Below are 14736 nucleotides of genomic sequence, written 5' to 3'. Positions count from 1 at the left end.
GGGATTCATTCAGCCTTGTATACTCCAGGTACAGTGGGTACTGTACTGAAATATAGAGGAGTGTACAAACATGAATAGAATCAGAGGAAGTATTTTTTTTAGCGTATTTGCAGCCATGTTGGGTCTGATGCTAATTGCACCCATTATGCCGCCACTTATTCGCGAGTTGGGCATGAAAGAAAGTCATTCCGGTCTTATTATCTCGCTTGGGTCCATTATGATGGCTGTCATGGCTCCGGTATGGGGCAGATGGAGTGATATAAGAGGAAGAAAACCCATCATATTGATTGGATTCATAGGTATGTCTGTGAGCTGTGCATTATTTGCACTGGCATTGTACGGGGGATTAAATGCATGGATCGGAGGGGGGCTCCTGTTAACCCTTCTTATTGTGACGCGCAGTCTGATCGGCATGTTCATTCCGGCGGTGCTGTCTTCTGCCCAAGCCTATATAGGTGATGTGACAGAAGGTGAAGAGCGGGGAAGTGGAATGGCGATTATCAGTGCTGCGAATGGACTGGGCCTTGTATTTGGACCTGCGATTGCAGGAGCTTTTACCCTTATCGGTCTGCTTTGGCCGCTTTATTTTGGCATTTTTATAGCGATAGCTGCGTTTATTATTGCCTTGTTGTTAATCCCGTCAGCGAAACCGATCATTCAGGTAAAACCGCCTAAAGTCAACCCGTTCCAACGTGGTTTACGAATGTACCTTGCTGCCGGCTTGGTCACGATGATGGGTATCATGACACTACAGGTTGTCGGGGGATTTTATTTTCAGGATCAACTGGCTCTATCCTCAGCGGCGACGGCTCGAATGGTTTCGTTTGGACTCATGTTCTCTGGAGTAGCGATGTTGATCATGCAGGTCATTCAGATGAAATGGTTGAAATGGCAGCCACGCCCAATGATTTTGCTCGGGTCCCTTTTCCTGATCGCAAGCATGATCCTGTTTTTGGTCTTTAATGTGTTATCCATGTATTATTTCTCGTTTTTCCTGTTTGGCATGGGTTCGGGTCTGATGATGCCGGGGTTCATGGCAGGTGCTTCGCTGGCAGTTAGCAAAGAACAGCAGGGAGGTGCAGCGGGATTGGTAGCAGCGATTCAGGGGATATCCGCCGTCATTACGCCTTTACTTACAACGACACTTTATCAGGTGGACAAACATGTTCCATTTATGCTCGTAGCTGTTCTGGTTGTCTTGCTGGCAATCATGATGATGGGAATGCGGAAGAATGAATCCAATACTGTAACGGACCCCATTCATTCGTTATAGTCAGACAAAGTCAGAAGATCAAATAAGGTCAAAACAAAAGAAAATAGGATCTATTTTAAAATAGTGAACCATGATGAAAGAAAATCGGTTTTTTTGGTCTTTTACAGACTTTGAGCCTTATTTGCACGGGTATTATAATAATCAATGTAAGCAACACCAATAAACCAACCACACAAAAGGAGCTGATTTTCATGTTTGATCTGATTCCGTTTCGTAAACGAAATGAAGACCCGTTCGGACACATGTTGAAATCCTTCAATGACATGGTTGAGAACTCATTCCTCTCCCCTTTTGGAACTGGCTCCCAGCCATTCCGGACCGACATTCGTGAGGAAGAAGACAAATATTCGGTAGAAGCCGAGCTTCCGGGCATCGCCAAAGAGGACATAGACATTCAGGTTCAAGGTAATGAATTGATTATTCGTGCCAAACGCAATGATATAGTGGAGCAGAAGGATGACTCCAATCGAATCATACGGCAGGAACGCCGTTCCGGCGAGTTTATCCGGCGATTCTATGTTGATCATATTGATGAGGAGCACATTAAGGCCAGATTGGAAGAAGGTGTGCTGAAGCTCGAGATTCCGAAACGTCCTGGTGATGATCAATCTCGCAGACGCATTCAAATTGACTAAACCAGATGCAAAATGTGTAGCTGAAGAAGTTGAGCTATCCCTTTATGGTAATAGGCATGGAAGAACATCTGTAAAGATGTTTTGTCATGTTGTCCCATAAAGGGATTTTTTACATAACCGGGTTAATGGAATTGAATATGAATTGTGCTGCATAGGAATGTAGCGGAGAAGCCGGATACGGCATCCAAGTTAACACGGATCTGATCGGCTGCATAAGTGAAACTTAGCTGTAAACAAACGTTAGATGCCTCCACAGGGGAGAACATCTCTTGCTGAATATGTTCAAAATGGAAGTGCACCTGCTGTTCCCATTCCTGATCAGCATTATGCGTTAGCACAAGAGAGAGGGATTGTATATTTTGGACTGTTTCCAGCTGCACATCCGTAATTTCGTCATAATGGAAGGGAGGGAAATAGCCCAGAGTTTCGATTACATGTTGCGCTCCGAGGATGGAAGCCAAAGGAGAAAATTCACGTTCCAACCTCCGAATATCCATTAACTGTGCCTCGTACTGAGGACTTGTATAGAGCAGGAGAGAGTCTGGTTCGCATTCCACGACTGTTCCGATAAAAGCAGCCCAGTTCGCGGTACCTTCCTCACCAACGGTAACAAGCAGTTGATCTTGAGCAAGCAAGTCGATTGCCCTATTGGTATGGAATTTCACTCGAAAACCTTGTCCCTGTATCTGCCAGGGAGTCTGGGGTGCATACCAGAATGGTTCCCGCTCTACGGATCGGACGCTGACGTTTAATGTCCATGCTCTGTTCATTAGACTACCTCCAATTGCCACAAGCTGCGTGGCATCATCTCCACCTGTCTGTATTATTTCTCTGCTGCTGCTTGCATCAGGGCATAGATCTTACGTGTGGTATTCACATTTCTAACCGTCATATAGGCATATACTTTGGATCCCACAAGCTTGTTCATGCCACTTTTGGATGCATCTTCTCTGCTGACTGAGTATAAAATCGCTCCGGGAACATAGATTAGTGTGCCGATTCCCGGTTTGATGGGCAGCTGGTCCAGCACGGAGGGCTCATTGATCTCATCCCAGAGGAACATCACATCACTTTTGGCTGTGTCATCATTAACCCATTCTTCTGGCAGCGCCTGAATAACGGATTGAATTTCATCCATATTCCGCACCATTACCCTGATCTGTAAGCCAAAATCGGCGGCGATGGCCTGTTCTAACACATGGGATATCTCCACATTCGCATTGGCACGTTCCTGATGATCGGCAAAAATAATATTGCCAGAGTTGATGTAGGTAACAACATCCAGCATGCCTACTTGTTCAAACGTTTCTTTCAGCTGCTTCATATTGATTTTATTATTTCCGCCTACATTAATGCCTCGTAGCAAAGCCACATAGATCATATGGGCGCCCCTCCAATTCCTTCAATTCACCGTTTTAACAAAAGGACAGATATTCGAACAGATGAGCAGTATACTCTTCTCCCAACAGATCTTGCAATAAAGGTTCCACTTGCTCCAGATACTCGGGCTTGGTTTCATAGGTTTCTTCATCTTTTACTTCTCCGGCATAGGTACGCGCCGCTTCAATCAGGATGGCTAGTGCACTGAAAAAGTCTGACAGCGAATCAGCAACACGGTTTGGTTCTCCACCTGTAAAAGCGGCATATACGGGAGAGTTTGGTGCTTCCACATCTACAATTAACGGATCATCGTTAAAGTTTGCGATGACAACGTGATTTTTTGGCCAAGTGGAGGACTCCTCATAAGGTTCATTCATGCCAATCCAGCGGAATCCCAGTTGCTGACGAAGCAGATGTTCAGGTGCGACAAAGGAAATGAGCGCTGCATCACCGATTTCGACGGCGGCATTTTTCATTTTGAGTGTACCTTCCGCATCCGCATCCATCAATTCATAATGACTGTACAGATACTGAAGTTCTGGAGAAAGAGGTATTCGTGTATCCACTTCCGGCTGGTGATGTTGTTCGCGTGGACGCAGATCATGATTTTTGAAAAGTCCATAAGCTTCATTATATAAATCTTGCTGTTCCACCAAACGGCTCAAGGCCGCATTCAGTTGTTGCATGATGTCTGATTCCTCCTAATAACATTGATATAATAACAGGCCGATTCGTTTGATTCTTGGCTATAAGCATTATACTATATCAAAGATAAATTCAAAAAAACATTTGAATACGTTTACATTCATGAGTGGACATGATATACTTTCACTCAAATAAGGATTGTTACTGCTTCGGGCAGGCAAAACCTGAACATCACTATGCGTGGACTTTGTTCCATTCATAATGTTGTTCGGGTTTTTTTGCATTCTACGGTCCATATTAAGGATAGAAAAAACAGAGGACGAACTTATTTCCAACCCAACACTAACATCACGCTGTACAGAAGAAAGGGGAGCATTATGAACAAGAGAAAATGGTTAAGCGGTTTTGCCGCAGGTTGTCTCAGTATCATCCTGGTGATTAGTGGATGCGCATCCAAAGCGCCACAAACCGCGAGTGACACACCGAATCAGCCGACAGAACAGACAGAGAATGAAACCCAGGAACCTGCAAACAACCAAGCTGCCAAAGGCAGAACAGTGATTACAACCGACGGTGAAGTGGATGATATGAACTCCGTCATTCGTTTCCTCTTATATTCGAATGAAATGGACCTTGCCGGAATTGTACTGACCAGCTCGGTGTATCATTATGCTGGAGACGAGGAAGCGGGGATCAAACCCTTCCGCTGGACAGGCACACAGTGGGTGTACGATATGATCGATGCCTATGGCGAGATCTACCCGAACTTATCCAAACATGCGGATGGGTACCCGGAGCCGGAACAGCTTCGAGCGATGACGAAGATCGGTAATATATCCGATAAAGGGGAGATGGAGAAGGAAACCGAAGGTTCCGAGTTCCTCGAAACTCTTTTCCTCGACGATGACTCTCGAGACCTGATTGTTCAGACATGGGGGGGCACCAATACCACAGCCCGAGCGCTGAGGTCGATTGAGGAACAGTACAAAGATACGGCCGAGTGGGATACGATTCGCAAAAAAGTCAGTGACAAACTGGTCCTGTACATCATCCTCGATCAGGATGACAGCTACAACGAATACATTGCGAAGAATTGGCCGGATATCCGCATTCTCAACGACCAATCGAACTTCTGGCATTTTGCCTATGCATGGAAGATGCATGCCGAAGAAGTGAATAGTGAACTTCATGGCGACTGGATGGTCAAGAATATTCTGAACGGACATGGCAAGCTGATGGATATGTATGCATCGATGGGTGATGGTAAAATGATCGAAGGCGAACTAGCCGAAGAACAACGGGGAAGTGCTGAGTATCTGAAGAATAATCCACAATATGACAAGTACGATTTTATATCTGAGGGTGACTCTCCATCCTTCTTTTATCTGATTGATAATGGGCTGCGCAGTATGGAAGACCCTTCCTACGGCGGTTGGGGTGGACGCTTTGGAGTTGTGAACGACAAGCTGTTTAGAAACAATGTGCTTGATTACGATCCGTACACCAAACGCTATGAAGCCGAATACTCTCTGATGAGATGGTTTAACGATGTGCAGGATGATTTTGCAGCACGTGCAGACTGGGCAGTTGCAGACACTTACGAAGGTGCCAACCATAATCCGTCTTTAACGATTAAGGAAGGGGTGGATCTTAGTGTTAGTCCTGGGGAGGAAGTTACTCTTCACGCGGAGGGTAAAGACCCGGATGGAGATCAACTGACCTATACGTGGTGGAGATATTTCGAAGCGGACACTTATGAGGATTCCAAAGTAACACCGAACAAAGTTAAGCCTGAAATGGCGGGTGACCTGCAGCTTGGATTACATCGTGAACTTGCCAAGGATGAGCAGGTGGATACGATAAAATTGCAGGGCAGTGACACTGAAGCGGTGACATTTACCGTTCCTGACGATGCCAAATCGGGTGATACTCTTCATATCGTTGCCGAAGTACAGGATGATGGAGAGCATCAGTTGAAGCATTATCAACGTGTGATCCTAACTGTGAAATAAAGAAATAGAGGGGCTGTCCCAAAAGTCATCAACATGGCTGGTGGGACGCCCCTCTTATTTGTGTAGTCTGATCGTAATTGATCCGTTAACGCTGGATGCCTGACCAGAAGACATTCCAGGTGATTGCCAAAGCTTGTTCATAGGATTGCCGTGTCTCATACACGAGCTGTACATCCAATCCATCCATCACGGTGACAAAAGCTACGGTGGCTTCTTCCGGACTCAGGCGTATATCGGAATGTCTGGTAAATACGGCTGCCAGCTCTTCTTTCAATGTCCCGAGGTACGTTCGATACTGGGCCAGTACAAAATCATGCACCTCCAGCGGTGTGATAAAGGACAGGATATACATAAAAGCAACGTTTGGGTGAGTCAGAAAGCGATTTTTGTGTTCATGCAAAAAGGCATATAGCTGCTGATCCAGAGTTTGGGTAACAGACTCACTGAAGAATTGGCGTACAAACTGTTGTTCCTCCTCCACAACTTCCTCATATAACTCCAGCAATAACGCTTTTTTGGATGAATAATGATAAGCCAGGGATTGCTTGCGAATGCCTGCCTCTTCGGCAATCTGCGCCATCTTTGTCCCCTCGTAACCCAGACGATTAAAATGTTGAATGGCAATTTCTTTGATTCGTTTTTTACTCAATGTCTACCTCCAGTTGGCGAGCTGTATACCTCTGCTGTTTTTGGGAGTATACCAAATATAACAAGATATATACCACAAAAATGCCTATAGAGATAGCATACACCACCGTATAGGAAAATGCAGAAGCCACCACGCCCAGGATCAACGAACCACCGCCAATTCCGAGGTCAAAGAAGTTAAAGAAGGAAGCCATCGCACTTTCGTGCTCATGTTCTTCTACAAGATTCACACACCAGGTCTGAATCGCCGGGAATATAGCACCAAAACCAAAGCCGTATAACGCACCGGCGATCAGGAATTGCACATCACTCTGGGCGATAATCAGAACCAGTAGCCCCGCGATTGCAAACACGGCAGAAGGTAACAACACGGAATCTGGTCCCCATCGATCAAACATTTTCCCCGAAAACAGTCGAACGGCGAAGCTGGCGATGGCAACGATGAAGAAAAACCAGGCTATATTCTCGAACCCTCTTTCGGCGGCAAATAAAGCCACAAAGGACATGATTGAACCCGCTGCAATGCCAACGAGCATAATGAGAAGGGAAGGGAAGAGTACCTTCTTTTCAATCAGTTTCACCGAAGGGACATGAGTTTGCATAGACTCGCTACTACCTTCTGTTTTCGGCTTTCTGGATACAAACACTGTCATTAGGAGAGCTAACAGCAAAATGCACATACCTCCCATAAACAGGCTCTGGTAGTCGTACCTGAACAACAGGCTTGTTCCAATCAATGGACCGATGGATATAGCGACCGTCTCCCCTACGCCGAAATACCCCATACCTTCTCCCCGGCGATCTCTTGGTATGTTTTCAGTGGCAATCGTTGCAAAATATGTCGTTGCCAAACCAAATCCGAATCCGTGGATCACTCGAAATACAAGAATCATCCAAATACCTGACGATAGGTAGTATGCGCCTGTCATTAATGCACAGATAGTGATGCCGATAATCAATAGATATTTTTTATCTATTTGAGCTGCCAAAACAGAAGTGAAGGGTCGAATCAAGATGGCAGAAAACATAAATACGCCGGTAACAAGCCCAATTTGGGAGGCTTCGCCACCAAGACTTGAGACAAACAAAGGCAAGGTGGGAAGCAACATTTCAAATGCCATAAACAATAATGCGTTGGCTAACATGATAAATAGGAATGATCTTCCCCAGAGTTGCTGAGGTGTAGAGCTATGTGTTGAAGTACTCATGGTTTTCCTCCGTAATGTTGATCTCTGTCGCGCGACATGTTGAACTGATTTTACCTGACGATGGTCAGATTGTAAAGCGCATATTCAGAGCAGGGGTTCATGATTTTTTGATGGGTGAGAGAAGTTATTAATTATTTTTAATTCATATCCCAACATTTTCCGGTATAATAACCAGATAAAATGATTCAAGTGAATACTACCTCGGAGAGGTGATATGTAATGACGGTTGATATACTTGTAAGAAATAATGTTAAGGTACTTGGCTCGGGTAGCCAAACGATTGTATTTGCTCATGGTTTTGGATGTGATCAGGATATGTGGCGTTACATTATTCCAGGTTTTATGGAGAACTACCGTGTGGTGTTGTTTGATTATGTTGGATCTGGCGAATCTCAAATTAACTATTATGATGCTGTCAAATATAGCAAACTTCAAGGATACGCCCAGGATGTGCTGGAAATTATGGAAGCGCTTGAGCTAAAGGACACCATATTTGTCGGGCATTCCGTCAGCAGTATGATTGGTATGCTGGCATCAATTCAGAACCCCAAATATTTCAAAAAAATTATTATGTTAGGGCCCTCCCCACGTTACGTGAATGATCTGCCGAATTATTATGGAGGTTTCGATCGGAATGATATCGATGAATTACTTGAGATGATGCAGATGAATTTTATTGGGTGGGCGAGTTATCTGGCACCCATTGTGATGAACAATCCGGAACGGAAAGAGCTGACGGAAGAGTTGGAGAAAAGCTTCTACTCCAGAGATCCGCATATTGCGAGACAATTTGCCGAAGTGACGTTTTTATCTGACTGTCGTATTGATCTGGAGCAGGCAACTGTGCCAACATTAATTCTTCAGTGCTCGGATGACAGTATTGCCCCGGTAGAAGTAGGGGATTATTTACACGCTCATCTGAAGAATAGCCGATTGCAACAGATGACGGCCAAGGGACATTATCCGCATCTAAGTCAACCGGAAGAAACCATCCGAATGATTAAGGATTATTTAACGAGCGCATAAAACGCGGAAGAAAGGCAGTTATTCCATGGATATACAATTAGATCTGGCTCCCTGTGGATACTTCTCTATCTCTGATTCGGGCGTCTTACAGTCGATTAATCAAACTATGCTTACGATGCTTGGATATGAACGCGATGAGCTCATAGGGCAACATATTGAATCCACCATGTCGGTGAGCAACAAGGTGTTTTTCCATACGTATTTCTATCCCTACATCCAGTTATATGGACATGTGGACGAGATGTACTTCACGTTCCGTACCCGTGATCAGCAGGCTGTTCCTGTTCTGCTTAACGGTGTTCGTCAGACACGTAACGGGGAAAGCGTGGTAGATTGTGTCGTTGTAGTCATGCGTAAGCGAATCGAACATGAGAAGGATATTTTGCATACCAAAACGAAGCTACAGGAGCTGTATCAAGCGACGCAAGAAGCGAACAAGGAGCTTGAACGACTGCATGAGGAATATAAAATTAAAGAGCAGGCGTTAATCAAAGTGAATGATCAGTTGGAGACAATGGCCTCCACCGACTTGTTGACAGGATTGAAGAACCGCAGGTTTTTCCAGGAAAAAATGCTTGAAAGCTTAATGATGTTCCAGGAGAAACAACGTTATTTCTCCCTTCTGGTTGTGGACATTGATCATTTCAAAAGCATTAATGATACGTACGGACATCCGATCGGAGATCTGGTGCTCGGCAATCTGGCAGGGCTGCTGCAATCGGTATCGCGAAGTACGGATGTGGTTGCACGTTACGGTGGAGAGGAATTTGTTGTCATTCTTCCAGATTGTGAAGAGGAGCAGGCGATCGGTATTGCAGAACGATATCGTTCACAGGTTGCTTCAGCCGACTGGGGTGAATATAACATTACTGTGAGTATCGGTGCGGCCACTGTAGTAGAGGAAGATACGGAAAAGACCTTGTTCCAAAGAGCGGACAACGCCCTGTATGCCTCCAAAACCGGAGGACGAAACCGGGTGACACATGCAGCTCAGATGGTAAAAAGTTAAGAATTGGATTGCATCAAAAGATTAAAAGAAAGCAAAAAGGAGCCTGTGTATGATGAGGGAAATGATCCCACATGCACAGGCTCCTTTTATTTGCATGAAAAAGATTGACTACGTTGAGATGGCAGACTCAGGGTTAATTTATCGCGGAGCAAGGTAACCATACGCCTCAGCCGGAGAGTTCGCCTGAGGACGAAAATCTTCGCTCGGTTCATCCATAAATGCCGGGTTCACATATATGGAGTGTGCGTCATTGCCAGATCCCTTGATGTAGGCAGCGATGCCGGAATAAGCTTTATTTTTCCAAACCCACAGGGCATCTTGCTGCTCACCTGGTGAGTAATAGACATTATGGTCAAACACATTGCCGGTATTGCTAGTATATTCGTTGTATATCAGTACTTCCGAGCTGCCCGATACGAGAATGTTACGCATGAACGTATTGTTCTTTGTCCGTGACTGCATGAATAACTGTCCATTGCCTGCATTCAGGGTATCATTTCCCACAAGTGTATTGTACATAATCTTGCTATCCTCGGTAGCTCCTCGTTCCTCGTCATAACCTCCCATGGCAATCCCCGTCAATCTGTTGGAATAAATCAGGTTATCACGCACGGTAATGTTGCTGGTTGAACGTCCGGCATGCTCTGAGGCAATCTCAATTCCGATATCGCTCCGATATACCCGGTTCTGGTCGATGATATGATCTTTCCCGCCATCTACATAGATGCCGCCCGCCGAGTTGGTATCATTGGGCAGGTCTTTACCGTAGGAGGGGTTGTTATTGGACGTAATATCGTATACTTCGTTACCTCGTACAATGCCGTTCCGAGCCTGATCGTACGTGTCGTCCTCGGACGTACCCTCGTACCCGATCAGATCAATACCAATATTATCGGAATCATGGATGATATTGTCCTGTATGGCAAAGGTATCAACATTACCGTTGACTGCGAGTGACTCGCTTGAACCAAGTGTAAGATCATACAATTCATTATCCTTGATGATGATATCGCGTAAAGCTTGAGGGTGCTCTGTGCCATAAATGGCAATACCGTGGGCATCCCTGCCCCGTAAATCGGGGCCTTCAGGAGTTGCGTAACTAGCGATCGCGTGTATGGTGTTGCCTAACAGTTGAATATGCTCACCAGCTCCGTGGACATAGATCCCGGTTGGAACTTGGCCCCCAAGTGTGGTTGTGAAATTACGAATTTCGAGATTCTGAATCGTGATATAACTGGCATTTTCAATTTCAATTAACCCTTCAATGCCCCGGACAGATAAACCCTTACCATCAATGATAACCTGCTCCTGAGGATAACTTGAAAATAGGGTTGGATTAGCGGAAGAATTACCGCTTTTGGTGATTTTGACTTTCTGATGATAGACACCTTCACGCAAATAGATCGTGCTTCCTGGCGAAGCATGGTCGGCTGCGTGCTGCAACGTTTTCCACGGAGATTGAATCGTTCCTTTATTCGAGTCGTTTCCTTGGGGTGATATGTAATGGATGACCTGGGGATCAGACTTTTGAACAGAAACGGGTTCCTTCATGGCAGATGTATGATTCTGACAACCGGATACAAGCACCATCAGAATCGGAATCATAAGTATAACTACGCGAATCAAATCGTTTCCCCCTTGAATTTAGCTTTGAAGATAGATTATAGCAGATTTGAACGGGTTAATAACCCATGATATGCTCTTATAAAATCAGCGAGGAGACTGCTCATGAATTCATTAACGATAGCTGAATTAGTAGATCGGGAGAATCACGCATGGGAAGAACTCAAGGAACTCCTGAATAGCGGGCAAAATACATACGTGTATGTTCCAGCAAAACAAGAGGCTGGAGAGGATACCCTCTATCGTCTGCAAATAAGCACCAAATCCTATTTGGGGGCTGTTGCTTATGAGACAGAAGGTATTGTACTGGACCATGGTTGGATTACGCTGCTTGGTGCGGGTGGTGACAGTACATCGGGGAGTCTCACCAGTTGGAATGGTGTGAGTGAGCAACCTTGGGTAGATGTGCTGGAAGGTATGATGGTCGTTGCATATGATGCGGCAGGCGGTTTCTTCGGACTGGATACAGGCAAGTATGGCCGCACGGGACACATATATTATTTTGCACCGGATACACTCGAATGGGAATCGACAGAACTGGCATATTCAGGATTCATCAACTGGCTGGCGAATGGTGATCTGGAGCAGTTCTATCAGACCTTTCGCTGGAAAGGCTGGCAAGAGGATATGTCTCAGCTCCAGACAGGACAAGTATTTGCGTATTACCCACCACTTTGGACGCAGGAAGGTGACGGCGAGAGCAGTAGTAAAGCCCCAATTAGCATAATGGAGGCCTGGAAGTTCGCACTGGACGGTAAATAGTTGGCATGCTGCTGTAGGATGAAATCAGGAAAGTAACCGGTAAGTTCAAGTTCATTGAGTGATCTACTTTAAAAAAACGGCATTCTGTTCCAAACTAAAAAAGGCTCGCGCTTGGCGCAAGCCTTTTTGTTCTGAACTTTAAACATCAATTATCAATTGTCCAATGTAACAGGTTTAATGCCTGAGCGTGAAGCTCTGCTATGCCAGACGGTCAACCCGAGTGAAACAACGCAGACGAGCAACAGACAAGCATACACCACATGATAAGCTTGCTCGACCGAGACTCCCGGAATGCTGTGTAGCAGCAGCCCACACACGGCTACAGACACCGAACCACCGAAGAACTGAATCAATTGTAACATGCCCATACCGGAACCGATTTGCGCTTTGGGCAGCACACGTGACGCTTCATTATTCAGTGAAGCCATGGAGGCTGACAGTGCCGGTGAGAAAAAGAGATAACCACTGGTAATGATCAGGGCGGACTGATCCAGTCCGAGCATGAATAAAGCAAGTACCGCTGCGAGCAGGGTGTGTCCGATGATCATAAATCGCATATTGCCATAACGGTCGATCCAACGCCCGACGAAACGGGTGCAGAATGCTGCAACAATAGCTCCAGGAGCAATCAGCAAACCAATGGCGAGCGAAGAGCGTCCATATAAATCAGCGAGCACAAGCGGCATCAAAAACAGATTGCCCAGATTCACCACCAGCACGCAGAATCCGATAAGGATTAACCGGGTGTATCCTGGCGTTCGGAATACTTGTGGATTCACAAACGGAAGACTCGCTTTTCGAATATACAGGAGGTGTGCAACAAGTGAAATAACGCCCACGGCAAACCATAACCAGGATTGCTGGGTGATCGCGACGAGAAGTGTAGTGGCATTAATGACGGTTAGTATGGCACCAATAACATCGAACGGCTGATCTGTTTTGACTGTTTCCCGTGGAAGGAAATAGAGCAATACAGGCAGGGCGAGCAAGACAAGCACCGTTATGGCAAAAAGTCCGTTCCAGCCCCAGTATTCGCTAATGAGTCCGCCGACAATGGGGCCAAGTCCAAAAGCCATGGCGCTACCTGATGAGATCAGCGCGATGGCAGCTCCGCGTCGTTCCACCGGGATGTAACGACTTGCAATGACGAGACCCAGCCCGGCCATAACTCCTGCACCCGCAGATTGCAGAATACGTGTCAGTAACAGGATTGCAAAGTTATGCGCGAACAACCCCAGCAATGAAGATAACCCCAGGATCAGAAGCCCGACCGTTAACAGTTTGCGTACCGGGATACGGTCTGACAATCGGCTGTAGATCACCGTCGACAGGGCGTAACCAATCGAATAACTTGAGATGACCCAAGACCCCAGGTCCGAGGTAATCTGCAGATCTTGAATAATGACTGGCAAAGAAACATTGAACATGGTGGTATTCATCACAACGATGAACAAGCAGCATGTCCAGAGTGGCATGACAATTTTATCTTTCACGGTACCATTCCTGTCTTGGGTATGAATATGAATTCGGATTGAGCTCTGATGAAAATGTGATGAAAAGCAATATATAATTTTACACCCAAATTTATCATATGGCAATAATGTCATACTAATTCATTCGGATGTGATGAGCATAGAAAGATATTAATAATAAACAATAGACGGATTTCCTGAATTTAACTAAAATGATCATTGAACATACATAAGCAGATGGATCAGCGGTTAGGTAACTAGATATGTAAGTAATTAGCATGTTTAAAATGAAGGAGATTATACCCATGACTCACTTATTATTAATGTCCCACAGCGTATTTCCGACGCTTGATATGAATCGAACCGCGCAGTTTTATGAAGAAAAGATGGGCTTTCGGGTCGTCGAATATCTCGATGCCGCGGAACCTCATATCTGCCTGTATCGTGATCTTACCGAGATTATTTTAACCCAAAGCAATGGACAGAAAGTTATACCCAACAGAGAATTATATGGCTATGGATATGATGCATATTTTATTACCCAGAACCAGGAAGAGCTTCAACAGGAATTGATCAACGCAGATGTGAAAATCGTACGTGCCCTCAATCATACAGACTATAATAACAAGGAGTTTGTGATCGAGGATATCGATGGACGCTGGATCGCTTTTGGCATCAAACAAGGGTAATTAGACGCAGAAAACGGACTTATTAATCGCTAATGATGTTCAAATTGATAGCGGAGTATGTGAGGGAGTAATCTAAATGGTAGAAGGATTTTTATTGTTGTTTGCCCAGATCGGTTTAATTGTTGGAATAGCTTTAATAGCATCCGGATTAACAAATGGTTCAAAAGGGAAAGAAAAGTTTAACTGGTCGGCGACCATCCCCTCGGTATCCTGGGGATTATGTATCCTTATCCTGTCCATCTGTTGGTTGGTATATAGATATCAGCTTAATGCTTAAACATTTTGCGAGGATGTTTTAGAAACATCAGTATGTGTGTGGACTGTTCTCTTTGTGTAAAAAAAACTGTAAATAAA

General features: G+C 45.1%; 14 protein-coding genes. 7 read left to right on the top strand and 7 right to left on the bottom strand.

Going from position 1 to position 14736, the window contains the following annotated elements:
* Nucleotides 1–70 precede the first annotated feature (70 nt).
* Both MHH92_RS22060 and MHH92_RS22055 read left to right on the top strand, forming a co-directional pair.
* Nucleotides 71–1273 carry an MFS transporter gene (locus MHH92_RS22060; protein WP_340906300.1) on the top strand — a complete coding sequence of 401 codons (1203 nt, stop codon included), beginning with the start codon at nucleotides 71–73 and terminating at the stop codon, nucleotides 1271–1273.
* Between the two features lie 191 nt (nucleotides 1274–1464).
* Nucleotides 1465–1908 carry an Hsp20/alpha crystallin family protein gene (locus MHH92_RS22055; RefSeq protein WP_047843886.1) on the top strand — a complete coding sequence of 148 codons (444 nt, stop codon included), beginning with the start codon at nucleotides 1465–1467 and terminating at the stop codon, nucleotides 1906–1908.
* A 122-nt stretch (nucleotides 1909–2030) separates the two neighbouring features.
* Here the strand turns inward: MHH92_RS22055 and MHH92_RS22050 are convergent, their stop codons facing one another.
* The 3 genes from MHH92_RS22050 to MHH92_RS22040 are packed head-to-tail and all read right to left on the bottom strand — an operon-like array spanning nucleotide 2031 to nucleotide 3974.
* Entirely contained in the window at nucleotides 2031–2678 is a 648-nt protein-coding gene (locus MHH92_RS22050; protein WP_036668648.1) for an Imm50 family immunity protein, read from the bottom strand.
* 53 nt (nucleotides 2679–2731) lie between these two features.
* On the bottom strand, nucleotides 2732–3289 hold the full coding sequence (locus MHH92_RS22045) for a DUF1697 domain-containing protein (RefSeq protein ID WP_340906298.1): 558 nt from the start codon (nucleotides 3287–3289) through the stop codon (nucleotides 2732–2734).
* A 34-nt stretch (nucleotides 3290–3323) separates the two neighbouring features.
* Complete coding sequence (locus MHH92_RS22040) at nucleotides 3324–3974, bottom strand: hypothetical protein (RefSeq protein ID WP_340906295.1); 651 nt, start codon at nucleotides 3972–3974, stop codon at nucleotides 3324–3326.
* A gap of 336 nt (nucleotides 3975–4310) precedes the next feature.
* On the opposite strand from MHH92_RS22040, the gene MHH92_RS22035 reads away from it, so the two are divergent.
* Nucleotides 4311–5945 carry a DUF1593 domain-containing protein gene (locus MHH92_RS22035; protein ID WP_340906294.1) on the top strand — a complete coding sequence of 545 codons (1635 nt, stop codon included), beginning with the start codon at nucleotides 4311–4313 and terminating at the stop codon, nucleotides 5943–5945.
* Between the two features lie 85 nt (nucleotides 5946–6030).
* Here MHH92_RS22035 and MHH92_RS22030 read toward each other — a convergent pair whose 3' ends face one another.
* The gene (locus tag MHH92_RS22030) at nucleotides 6031–6594 is read right to left on the bottom strand and encodes a TetR/AcrR family transcriptional regulator (protein ID WP_340906292.1); all 564 of its coding nucleotides are present in this window, start codon (nucleotides 6592–6594) and stop codon (nucleotides 6031–6033) included.
* Nucleotides 6587–7801, bottom strand: a complete 1215-nt coding sequence (locus MHH92_RS22025) for an MFS transporter (RefSeq protein ID WP_340906291.1) — start codon at nucleotides 7799–7801, stop codon at nucleotides 6587–6589. Before MHH92_RS22025 ends, MHH92_RS22030 begins: the two co-directional genes overlap by 8 nt.
* Nucleotides 7802–8020: 219 nt before the next feature.
* Between MHH92_RS22025 and MHH92_RS22020 the strand changes: the two genes are divergently transcribed.
* On the top strand, nucleotides 8021–8827 hold the full coding sequence (locus MHH92_RS22020; RefSeq protein ID WP_340906289.1) for an alpha/beta fold hydrolase: 807 nt from the start codon (nucleotides 8021–8023) through the stop codon (nucleotides 8825–8827).
* A 25-nt stretch (nucleotides 8828–8852) separates the two neighbouring features.
* Nucleotides 8853–9836, top strand: a complete 984-nt coding sequence (locus MHH92_RS22015; protein WP_340906287.1) for a sensor domain-containing diguanylate cyclase — start codon at nucleotides 8853–8855, stop codon at nucleotides 9834–9836.
* A gap of 138 nt (nucleotides 9837–9974) precedes the next feature.
* On the opposite strand, the gene MHH92_RS22010 is transcribed toward MHH92_RS22015, so the two are convergent.
* Complete coding sequence (locus MHH92_RS22010; RefSeq protein ID WP_445744713.1) at nucleotides 9975–11387, bottom strand: DUF5123 domain-containing protein; 1413 nt, start codon at nucleotides 11385–11387, stop codon at nucleotides 9975–9977.
* Between the two features lie 177 nt (nucleotides 11388–11564).
* Between MHH92_RS22010 and MHH92_RS22005 the strand changes: the two genes are divergently transcribed.
* Nucleotides 11565–12221, top strand: coding sequence for a DUF2625 domain-containing protein (locus MHH92_RS22005; RefSeq protein WP_340906283.1), 657 nt, complete (start codon nucleotides 11565–11567; stop codon nucleotides 12219–12221).
* A gap of 152 nt (nucleotides 12222–12373) precedes the next feature.
* On the opposite strand, the gene MHH92_RS22000 is transcribed toward MHH92_RS22005, so the two are convergent.
* Nucleotides 12374–13714 (bottom strand): MFS transporter, encoded by a 1341-nt coding sequence (locus MHH92_RS22000; protein ID WP_340906282.1) that lies wholly within the window; start codon nucleotides 13712–13714, stop codon nucleotides 12374–12376.
* Between the two features lie 284 nt (nucleotides 13715–13998).
* Here MHH92_RS22000 and MHH92_RS21995 point away from each other — a divergent pair, with 284 nt between their 5' ends.
* A complete protein-coding gene (locus tag MHH92_RS21995; RefSeq protein ID WP_036617444.1) occupies nucleotides 13999–14382 on the top strand; it encodes a VOC family protein in 384 nt (127 codons plus the stop codon).
* The last annotated feature ends 354 nt before the right edge of the window (nucleotides 14383–14736 follow it).

Origin of the sequence: Paenibacillus sp. FSL M7-1414, from assembly GCF_038003195.1 — a bacterium.
GTDB classification, from domain to species: Bacteria; Bacillota; Bacilli; order Paenibacillales; family Paenibacillaceae; genus Paenibacillus; species Paenibacillus amylolyticus.
The sequence above is the reverse complement of the archived record's forward strand: the minus strand, read 5'-3'. Positions and strand labels throughout refer to the sequence as shown.